Below are 10681 nucleotides of genomic sequence, written 5' to 3'. Positions count from 1 at the left end.
CCCCGAAGGGGAACGTCCTATCTCTAGGAGTGTCAGAGGATGTCAAGACCTGGTAAGGTTCTTCGCGTTGCTTCGAATTAAACCACATGCTCCACCGCTTGTGCGGGCCCCCGTCAATTCCTTTGAGTTTCAGCCTTGCGGCCGTACTCCCCAGGCGGAGTGCTTAATGCGTTAGCTGCAGCACTAAGGGGCGGAAACCCCCTAACACTTAGCACTCATCGTTTACGGCGTGGACTACCAGGGTATCTAATCCTGTTTGCTCCCCACGCTTTCGCGCCTCAGCGTCAGTTACAGACCAGAAAGCCGCCTTCGCCACTGGTGTTCCTCCACATCTCTACGCATTTCACCGCTACACGTGGAATTCCGCTTTCCTCTTCTGCACTCAAGTCCCCCAGTTTCCAATGACCCTCCACGGTTGAGCCGTGGGCTTTCACATCAGACTTAAAGGACCGCCTGCGCGCGCTTTACGCCCAATAATTCCGGACAACGCTTGCCACCTACGTATTACCGCGGCTGCTGGCACGTAGTTAGCCGTGGCTTTCTGGTTAGGTACCGTCAAGGTACCGGCAGTTACTCCGGTACTTGTTCTTCCCTAACAACAGAGCTTTACGACCCGAAGGCCTTCATCGCTCACGCGGCGTTGCTCCATCAGACTTTCGTCCATTGTGGAAGATTCCCTACTGCTGCCTCCCGTAGGAGTCTGGGCCGTGTCTCAGTCCCAGTGTGGCCGATCACCCTCTCAGGTCGGCTACGCATCGTCGCCTTGGTGAGCCGTTACCTCACCAACTAGCTAATGCGCCGCGGGCCCATCTGTAAGTGTCAGCCGAAACCGACTTTCAGCTTTTCCTCATGAGAGGAAAAGGATTATCCGGTATTAGCACCGGTTTCCCGGTGTTATCCCAGTCTTACAGGCAGGTTGCCCACGTGTTACTCACCCGTCCGCCGCTAACCAACAGGAGCAAGCTCCTATTGATTCGCTCGACTTGCATGTATTAGGCACGCCGCCAGCGTTCGTCCTGAGCCAGGATCAAACTCTCCAAGAAAGTTGATTAGCTCATTTGTTACGTTGGCTTAGTTTCATTGCTGAAACTAATATTTTTTGTTTGTTTTGCACGATTTTGTTTGTTTAGTTTTCAAAGAACAATTTGTTATGTCAGAAGCGACATTTACTATCATATCAACTTTCTATCATTATGTCAATATAATAATTTAAGGTTTTTTCATCACTTTCAACTTGTTAAGTTGCCGTTAAAAGCAACTTTATTATATTATCACCTTTGATTTACATATACAACAGTAAATTTCTCTTTTTATGTAGAAAGTTCATTTATTCAACCCTTTATTATTATAAAAATGCCTACCTAATTATATAGGGTCCGAGACCACTCAATGAGTAAGATTTTTTGAATAGAAGCAAGAGAACCGTCCCCTTGCTTCCCTCTTCTCCTTAACTTAACAGATGCAAGCAAAATTCCAGATCAGCTTGGAGATGGGTTTTCATTAGCATTTCTGCTTTTTCTCCATTTCTTGCTTTAATGGCTTGGTATATTTGCTCGTGTTCGTCGATTAAATGGGGTCGGTTGTAGAATACTACTGTTTTACGGAAAAGATAAATAATCGATGACATCCGATCAATAATATCTATCATGACCGGGTTATTACTAGCTTCTACAATAATTTCATGAAACCGCTCATTTGCTTCCATAATTTCCTCGACTGTTCCTGTCTTACCTATCTCAACACATTGATTTATTAATTGAAGATCATTTTCCTTTAAATAGGCAGCTGCACACTGTGCGGAATAGCCCTCAAGTAGGATTCGTACTTGAAACATATTTCGCAAGTCCTTTTCGGACGGCTTCACTACTTTTTTATTCTCAATAAGCCCCTCATGCTCCAACTTTCGAATTGATTCCCGGATTGGTGTTCTACTGACACCCAATTCAGCAGCAATTTTTTCCTCGACAATTTTGGTACCACCAGGAAGTTCTCCATTTAAAATCCTATCACGAAGAATCTCATAGGATTGATGGGAAGCAGGACGAGCACGATTATTTTCTAACACACAGTTCACCTCAATATCACTTCAAATCTACATTTATCTTACCAAAATTCTTGTCAAAAAAATACAACGGACATCAGTTTTGATATTTTTTGTATACATTTAATAAATTATTGTATACAGAATTTATTAATTCGTGTACAATCAGTTTTGTAAACGATATCTGAAAGCGATTGCATTTAAATTAATCGCTTAACTTATAAGAATTTAATAGATCGAGGAGGAATTTATCATGGAACAAAGAGTTGGCTTTATTGGTTTAGGAATCATGGGGAAACCAATGGCATTAAATTTAATCAGAGCAGGTTTTTCACTTACGGTTAATGACCTAAATCAGGAAGCTGTAAATCAGGTAGTCGAAGCTGGAGCAGCCGTTGCTAATTCCGCGAAAGAAGTAGCTGCCAACAGTGATGTCATTATCACGATGTTACCTGCCTCAAAACATGTGCAAGACGTCGTATTAAGTGAAAACGGAATCTTGGCAGGGGCCAAAACAGGTTCAGTCATTATCGACATGAGCTCAATCACGCCTGAAGTCTCCCGGGAACTAGCAGCTACGGCAGCGAAAAATGGCATTGGCATGCTAGACGCACCTGTTAGCGGCGGCGAACCAAAGGCCATTGATGGGACATTAGCGATTATGGTTGGCGGTAAAGAGGATATTTTCGAAAGCGTTAAACCAGTACTGTACGGTATGGGAAAAGACGTGATATTAGTTGGTGATAATGGCTGTGGCGTTACCGCAAAGCTTGCCAACCAAATTATTGTAAACCTTAACATTGCAGCTATGTCTGAGGCACTTGTTCTTGCAGCAAAGGCAGGGATTGATATTGAAAAAATGTACCAAGCCATCCGCTCAGGACTTGCTGGAAGTGCTGTTCTTGATGCTAAGGTACCGTTGATTTTAGACAGAAATTTCGTCGCCGGAGGCAGTATAGCCATCAACATGAAGGATATTACCAATGTAATGGATACCGCCCATGAAATTGGCGTCCCACTTCCTTTATCAAGCCAGTTGCTAGAAATTTTCCATGCATTAAAGGTCGATGGAAAAATAAATGACGATCATGGCAGCATTGTCCGTTATTATGAAAAGCTTGCCAATGTTGAAGTAAAGAGGGCGTAAATGATGACTGAAACGAACAGAATTTCCGCAGAGTACCTAGAAATTGTCCCTGAAGTGGACCGTCATGCCGTCAATCAATTAGTAACAGAAGCACTAAAAGGTTTAAACAAAAAAATCATCGTCCTCGACGATGATCCAACAGGTGTCCAGACCGTCCATGATATTTCTGTTTTCACAGATTGGTCGGAGGAAAGTATCGAGCAGGGCTTTAACGAAGAGCAGTCCATGTTTTTCATTCTGACAAATTCCCGAGGCTTTACAGCGGAAGAAACCGAAAAGGCTCATCGCGAGATTGCCGCTAACATTCTAACTGTAGCTTCTAAATTAAACCAAGAATTCCTCATTATTAGCCGTGGAGATTCCACACTAAGAGGGCACTATCCACTCGAAACTACAGTTTTAAAGGATACACTCGAATCGGGTACTGATTTGAAAATGGATGGTGAAGTCATCCTACCATTTTTCAAAGAAGGTGGTCGTTTGACCATTAACAACATCCACTATGTTCAAAATGGTCAAGAGCTTGTGCCTGCTGGGGAAACAGAATTTGCAAAAGACCGAACATTTGGCTATTCCAGTTCTCATTTAGGAGAATGGATTGAAGAAAAATCGAATGGTTTATTTCTTGCTAAAAATACCTTATATATCTCGCTCGAACAGTTACGGGCATTGGAGATTGGTGCGATCACCGAACAGCTTCTCCAGGTAAAAGATTTTAATAAGGTAGTAGTGAACGCAATCGACGAAGTCGATGTTAAAGTATTCACGGTTGCCTTAGTACATGCAATCAATGCCGGTAAGAACTTCCTTTTTAGAAGCGCAGCCGCACTACCAAAGGTTATTGGCGGTGTCAGTGATAAAGCATTGCTAACAAGAGAAGAATTAATAATAGAAGAAACAGGGAATGGCGGATTAGTTATTATTGGTTCCCATGTAAAAAAGACGACGGAACAGCTAGAAAAATTAAAAGAATTAACCACCATTGAATTTATCGAATTTAATAGTCATCTAGTTTTACAACCAGAGCAATTCAAAGCAGAATGCGACCGCGTGGTAGAAACAACAGAAGCACTGATCCGCTCCGGTAAGACCGTTGCCGTTTATACAAGTAGACAACGGCTTGATCTTGGCGAAAATAAAAAAGAAGACGAGTTAAAAATGTCCGTTACGATTTCGGATGCGGTAACAAGCATTGTAACAAGATTACAAGTGAAACCGAATTTCCTTGTCGCTAAAGGTGGAATTACCTCCAGTGATGTAGGCACAAAAGGACTGAGGGTAAGAAGAGCAACCGTTGCTGGACAAATTAGACCGGGAATTCCAGTCTGGAGAACTGGGGATGAAAGTAAGTATCCAGGCATGTCCTATGTTATTTTTCCAGGCAATGTTGGAACACAAAGTGATTTAAAAGCAGTGGTAGAGATTTTAAGTAATAAGTAAATATAAATCATCCATCGGAATGCCGTTCTGGCATTCCACACTTTCAAAGGGGAAAGAGGAAGAAAAATGCCAATCGTTTATATTTGTATAGGGGTTGCCCTGTTGCTGTTGTTAATGGTCGTTTTCAAGGTAAACGCCTTCATATCATTGGTTATAGTTGGATTACTGGTAGGGGTAATGGAAGGAATGACCCCTATCGAAGCGATGACGTCCGTCACATCCGGTTTGGGCGGAACCCTTGGCAATCTCGTACTGGTTATTGGTTTTGGGGGTATGCTAGGTAAACTAATGGCCGATTCTGGTGGGGCACAACGAATCTCCACCACATTGGTTAACGCATTTGGGAAAAAACGAGTCCAGCTTGCAGCTGTTCTAACAGCCTTCATTGTTGGGATTGCACTATTCTTTGAAACAGGCGTGGTTGTGTTAATTCCGTTAGTATTCACAATCGCTGCTACAGCAGGTGTACCGATTCTTTATATTGGGATGCCAGTTATCGCGGCTTTGATCACCATGCATGGCTTTGTTCCTCCACACCCTGGACCGACAGCCGTTGCCGGTGTTTACAATGCCAATATAGGCAAAACGTTATTATATGGAATCCTTATCGGTATTCCTGCAATTATTATCAGTGGACCATTATATACAAAGACGTTTAAAAAAGAAGAGTTGGAAGTTAAAATCCCAAAAGGACTTTTTAATCCTAAGCAGTTTACAGAAGAAGAAATGCCTGGTTTTGGGATTAGTGTATTTACGGCCCTTATCCCCGTCATTCTGATTGCCTTCCAAGCAATCATTGAAATTACGATGCCAGAATCATCACTTATTGAAACAGCTAAATTTTTAGGAAATCCTGGTGTTGCTCTTTTAATTGCTGTCATTGTCGCCATGTTTACCTTTGGTTTAAATCGCGGTAAAAAAATGCCAGAAATCATGAACTCGATCACAGAATCAATCAGCAGCATTGCTATGATTCTTTTAATCATTGGAGCTGGCGGCGCATTCAAACAAGTACTCATCGACAGTCATGTTGATAAATACGTGGCACATCTGATGGAAGGTTCCACCATGTCGCCGTTAATCCTCGCCTGGTTAATCGCTGCAATCCTACGAGTAGTCCTAGGTTCAGCCACCGTTGCCGGATTAACAGCAGCAGGTATTGCCGCACCACTCGTTGCCTCTGCACACGTTAGCCCAGAACTAATGGTGCTAGCAACTGGAGCAGGAAGTATGACTTTCTCCCACGTCAACGATGCCGGTTTCTGGATTTATAAAGAATACTTCAACCTAAGTATCGGAAAAACCATTCGCACCTGGTCAGTAATGGTAACGATTGCATCCCTTGTCGGACTTGCTGGTGTGTTAATTATCAATATGTTTCTATAGTGGGGAAGCATGGGGACGTCTACCGTCCCCATGCTCTTTCTTTTTATGCGTTACTTCAACCATTCACTCCATTTTGAATATAATCCTCGACCATTTCCCACAAGTTTCGATTCCAATCAAACGTTTGATTAAAGTAGCTACAGCCCTTGATACATATGGGTCAGTCTTTCCATGTCAAAAAATAAATTGTTGAAAAATGAATTAGTTAAAGTCGATAAATAGCATTTTAACCACTTTTGGCACAAAACGGCATCAATTCGACTAATTACCGTATAGGCTATACTAATTAAACGATTGGTTAAAACAACTGCAAGTACTGTTTGATAAGAATTTCCCCTGTAAAGGAAGCAAGAAGATTGTCGAGACGCATTTGAAAATTGCGCAGGAAATAACCCAACTTTCCACAAAATCAAATTGAATCCGAGTAAATCCAATCTTTTTCCTTTTAAATTAATTGTAAGCCTTAGGGGAGCTAAATTTAGAAAGTTTATTTGGATTGGTTTTAAATATTATCCTCACGATTTATTTAGTGATTGATTCTCGTAAGCAAGGTAAAAGTCCAGTGCTTTGGGGAATTCTCGGATTCATTTTTGGGCTGATAGCTTTAGGAATTTATCTAATGAAGACAAATCGAAAGGGGACGGTTCCCATACTTCAAAAGCAAGAGAACCGTCCCCCCATTTCCATGTTACGTCCAATGCTCGGCCGCACGGTTTGACCGACCCTTAGTTCAGTGATTTTTCAAAAATCTCTACGACATCTAACGTTTGTACCCTTTCGTCTACTTCTTTTGACTTTGTTCCATCACTGATCATCGTTAAACAATATGGACACCCACTGCCAATCATTGTTGGATTTGTTTCAAGAAGCTGTTCTGTTCGAGCTTCATTGATCCGTGTACCTGTGTTTTCCTCCATCCACATACGACCGCCGCCAGCGCCACAACACATCGCATTTTCACGATTTCGATCCGCATCGACGAGCTGGGCACCAGGAATCGCCTTTAATACTTCACGCGGGGCATCATACACGTCATTGTAACGCCCCAAATAACAAGAATCGTGAAAGGCGATCACCTCATTCACTGCATTCTTTGGTATTAGTTTCCCTTCTTTGATCCATAGGGCAAGCAATTCGGTATGATGATACACCTCGGCTTCGAGGCCAAATTCAGGATATTCATTCTTAAACGTATTAAAAGCATGTGGATCAATCGTTACGATTTTCTTCACATCGTACTTTTTAAAGACTTCAATATTAGCATTCGCTAACTCTTGGAATAAAAACTCATTCCCAATCCGTCTTGGTGTATCACCAGAGTTCTTTTCTTCATTTCCAAGAATAGCAAACTTCACTCCCGCCTGATTCATAACTCGGACAAATGATTGGGCGATTCTTTGGCTACGGCTGTCATAAGAACCCATTGAGCCCACAAAGAAAAGATAATCAAACTCTTCTCCGGCCTTTTTCAATTCTTTCGCCGTTGGAACCTTTACATCCTCAATGGCATCCCGCCAATTTTGTCGTTCCTTACGATTAATCCCCCATGGATTTCCCTGGCGTTCAATATTGGTCATTGCACGCTGTGCATCCGGATCCAGTTTTCCTTCTGTTAACACTAGATAGCGGCGGAGATCAATGATTTTATCGACATGCTCATTCATGACGGGGCATTGGTCCTCACAGTTTCGGCAAGTGGTACAAGCCCAAATCTCTTCTTCGGTAATAACATCTCCGATTAAGTTGACATCATAGTCTAAAGCGGCTGCGGACTCACCTGCTCCCTTGCCCTGGAAGGCCAGTTGATTCCCGCGGGTATTTTGAAAGGATATAACCGGCATCCACGGGGCTCTAGATGTAACCAATGCGCCTTTTTCTGTCAAATGATTGCGCATTTTTAAAATTAAATCCCTTGGCGATAACATTTTCCCAGTCCCTGATGCTGGACACATATTGGTACATCTACCACACTCAACACAGGCATACAAGTCGACTAGCTGCTTCTGATTGAAATCTTCAATTTTACTGGCGCCAAAAGTTTCCTGTGTTTCGTCCTCAAAATTAATCGTCGATAATTGTCCTTTTGTATGAGTACGTCCTAACCACACATTCGCAGTCCCAGCTATTAAGTGGGCATGCTTTCCTTGTGGGATATAAACCAAGAAGGCTAATAGGAATAATAAATGGCCCCACCAAAAGACAATGAAGAAGGCAGCGGCGACCGTTGGATCCAGCCAGCTAAATGCCATAGAAATGGCTGAAGCAACAGGTTCTGACCAAACAGGGTCCTCACCATGCCAGATGATCCCCATTCCGTTTGCTAGTAAGGTACAAATCATTAGGCCACCAAGAAATAGATAGACAAGGCCTGCTAAAAACCCTCGTTTTAAGCGAACAAGCTTTTCAATATAACGGCGATAATAAGCCCACCAAACACCCACGAGAATAATCAAGACAATGATTTCTTGGAAAAACGTAAAATAGGGGTAAAAGGGTCCTAATGGTAAATGACTTCCTGGTGCAAGTCCCTTCCAAATTAAATCAATCGCCCCAAATTGAACAAGGAGAAAGCCATAAAAAAACATCACATGGATGGCCCCACTCTTTTTATCTTTTAAGAGCTTCTTTTGCCCAAACACATTAATGAGAAGGTCATTGATTCGTTCTTTCACATTTTTATCAAATTTAGCCTTTTTACCTAACTTTATGTACTCAATTCGAGTTTTGACAAGTGCAGCAAATAAGTAAATCGCATAACCGGTTACCAATAAGAAAAGGAATGAATTTAGATAAGGTAGGATTGTATTCATCATTATGCCCCTTTGATAAATAATAGGAAGCCCAACCCCCCTGGCTGTTTGACGAATGGGATTGGGCCTATTTTTATGTTAGCTGACAGCGACACTCTTAAACTCTTCTATTAATAAGGGCAGGACTTCAAACAAGTCGCCAACAATCCCATAGTCAGCAATCCCAAATATAGGAGCCTCTGGATCCTTATTGATCGCGACAATAACTTTCGAGTTTGACATACCGGCCACATGTTGAATGGCTCCGGAAATCCCGCAGGCAATATACAAATCAGGTGTGACCACTTTACCAGTTTGGCCAATTTGCAAGGAATAGTCGCAATAATCAGCGTCACAGGCTCCGCGTGAAGCGCCAACGGCTCCACCTAATAAATTGGCTAATTCCTGGAGCTGATTAAATCCATCTTTGCTTTTTACACCACGGCCTCCGGAAACAATAATTTTGGCTTCTGAAAGATCGATTCCACCAGCGGTTTTCCGCACAACCTCTTTAATAAACATGCGTAAACTTTTAATATCAACTTCCATACTCGATACAGCACCTGAACGTGACACATCTTTCTCCAGTGGAGTGATATTATTTGGTCGTATTGTCACTAGGATGTGGCCCTCACGTACCGCAAACTTTTCGAATGCCTTACCAGCATAAATTGGTCGTGTGAAAAGTACCATTTCATCGACAACTTCAAGACTGACAACATCGGAAATTAACCCTGCCCTAAGTTTGGCTGCAAGTCGTGGGGCAAGGTCTTTTCCAAGGGCGGTATGTCCAAGAATCAATCCGTCTGGCTTTTCAGCATCGATTACTTGTAAAATTGCTTGAGAGTAGGCATCAGGTGTATACAGCTGTAACTGTTCATGTTCCACTGTTACAACCCGATCAACGCCATAATGAAACATCTCAGTTGCTAGACTACTAGCCCTTTCACCTAGAAGGAGACCGACTACTTCCCCTCCGTCAGCCACTTTCTTCGCTGCGGCAATCGCTTCAAAAGAAACATTCCGCAAGCCACTTTCCCGAATTTCTCCAAAAACGACTATCTTTTTCCCCATCGTGATTCCCTCCGTTTATAGGACTTTCGCTTCTGTTCTTAGTAACAAGACGAGTTCATCCACTTGATGATTTATATCCCCTGAAAGGACCTTGCCCGCTTTTTTCACTGGTGGTAAAAAGATTTCCACCGAGTTGATTTTCGCTTGAACATCAGCTTCATCTAAATCCAAATCATCCAATTCCAGTGTTTCCAGTGGCTTTTTCTTCGCTTTCATAATGCCAGGTAAGGAAGGGTATCGAGGTTCATTTAATCCTTGTTGGCAGGTCACAAGCAACGGCAGGGAGGTTTCAATTATTTCAAGGTCGCCCTCTACATCACGTTCAATCGTAGCCTTTTTCCCCTCAACCGTAAGCTTTGTAACCGATGTGACCGCAGCAATCCCAAGTTCCTCGGCAAGACGTGGACCGACTTGTCCTGTTCCCCCATCAACCGAAACATTACCGGCTAAGATTATGTCCGCAGACTTATCCTTTAAATAAATGGCTAAGAGGGTTGCTATTGTAAACTGATCGCCCTCTTCCACGTCATCATCATCGATGAGAACGGCTTTATCGGCGCCCATTGCAAGGGCAGTGCGAAGTTCCTTCTCAGCTTCTTCGTCTCCAATTGTCACCACCGTAACAGTACCGCCATGGTCTTCCCGTAATTTGAGTGCTTCTTCAATCGCATACTCATCATATGGGTTAATGATAAAAGTCACCCCGTCATCACTGACTTTCCCATCCTTAATGACAATTTTTTCTTCTGTATCAAATGTGCGTTTCATCACCACAAATATATTCACAAGGAATCCTCCTTTTCA

At 42.7% G+C, this 10681-nt stretch carries 7 protein-coding genes and 1 rRNA gene (1 of these 8 running past the window's edge); 3 read left to right on the top strand and 5 right to left on the bottom strand.

The features are described from left to right. Both RCG22_RS17395 and RCG22_RS17390 read right to left on the bottom strand, forming a co-directional pair. A 16S ribosomal RNA gene (locus tag RCG22_RS17395) occupies window positions 1-1043 on the bottom strand; it reaches 507 nt to the left of the window's first position. A 404-nt stretch (window positions 1044-1447) separates the two neighbouring features. Then, on the bottom strand, window positions 1448-2065 hold the full coding sequence (locus RCG22_RS17390) for a GntR family transcriptional regulator (RefSeq protein WP_374049375.1): 618 nt from the start codon (window positions 2063-2065) through the stop codon (window positions 1448-1450). A 229-nt stretch (window positions 2066-2294) separates the two neighbouring features. Between RCG22_RS17390 and garR the strand changes: the two genes are divergently transcribed. The 3 genes from garR (at window position 2295) to RCG22_RS17375 (ending at window position 6014) form a co-directional block, all read left to right on the top strand. Continuing rightward, the gene (garR, locus tag RCG22_RS17385) at window positions 2295-3188 is read left to right on the top strand and encodes a 2-hydroxy-3-oxopropionate reductase (protein WP_308103956.1); all 894 of its coding nucleotides are present in this window, start codon (window positions 2295-2297) and stop codon (window positions 3186-3188) included. A gap of 3 nt (window positions 3189-3191) precedes the next feature. After that, complete coding sequence (locus tag RCG22_RS17380) at window positions 3192-4628, top strand: four-carbon acid sugar kinase family protein (protein WP_374049477.1); 1437 nt, start codon at window positions 3192-3194, stop codon at window positions 4626-4628. A 66-nt stretch (window positions 4629-4694) separates the two neighbouring features. Continuing rightward, complete coding sequence (locus RCG22_RS17375; protein ID WP_308103953.1) at window positions 4695-6014, top strand: gluconate:H+ symporter; 1320 nt, start codon at window positions 4695-4697, stop codon at window positions 6012-6014. Between the two features lie 725 nt (window positions 6015-6739). Here the strand turns inward: RCG22_RS17375 and RCG22_RS17370 are convergent. From RCG22_RS17370 to RCG22_RS17360, 3 genes are all read right to left on the bottom strand, one after another. Next, window positions 6740-8824, bottom strand: coding sequence for a (Fe-S)-binding protein (locus tag RCG22_RS17370; RefSeq protein WP_308103951.1), 2085 nt, complete (start codon window positions 8822-8824; stop codon window positions 6740-6742). Between the two features lie 78 nt (window positions 8825-8902). Beyond that, window positions 8903-9877 carry an electron transfer flavoprotein subunit alpha/FixB family protein gene (locus RCG22_RS17365; protein WP_308103950.1) on the bottom strand — a complete coding sequence of 325 codons (975 nt, stop codon included), beginning with the start codon at window positions 9875-9877 and terminating at the stop codon, window positions 8903-8905. Between the two features lie 15 nt (window positions 9878-9892). Beyond that, window positions 9893-10663, bottom strand: a complete 771-nt coding sequence (locus RCG22_RS17360; RefSeq protein ID WP_308103949.1) for an electron transfer flavoprotein subunit beta/FixA family protein — start codon at window positions 10661-10663, stop codon at window positions 9893-9895. Window positions 10664-10681 lie beyond the last annotated feature (18 nt).

Source organism: Neobacillus nitrireducens (genome assembly GCF_030915405.1).
In the GTDB taxonomy this organism is placed as follows: domain Bacteria; phylum Bacillota; class Bacilli; order Bacillales; family Cytobacillaceae; genus Neobacillus.
This window is presented reverse-complemented; position numbering and strand designations above follow the sequence as displayed.

Bases quoted from the DNA above. Each gene is read 5' to 3' on its own strand.
- RCG22_RS17365 (WP_308103950.1), bottom strand. From the start codon at position 9,877: ATGGGGAAAAAGATAGTCGTTTTTGGAGAAATTCGGGAAAGTGGCTTG.
- RCG22_RS17375 (WP_308103953.1), top strand. From the start codon at position 4,695: ATGCCAATCGTTTATATTTGTATAGGGGTTGCCCTGTTGCTGTTGTTA.
- garR (WP_308103956.1), top strand. From the start codon at position 2,295: ATGGAACAAAGAGTTGGCTTTATTGGTTTAGGAATCATGGGGAAACCA.
- RCG22_RS17370 (WP_308103951.1), bottom strand. From the start codon at position 8,824: ATGAATACAATCCTACCTTATCTAAATTCATTCCTTTTCTTATTGGTA.
- RCG22_RS17380 (WP_374049477.1), top strand. From the start codon at position 3,192: ATGACTGAAACGAACAGAATTTCCGCAGAGTACCTAGAAATTGTCCCT.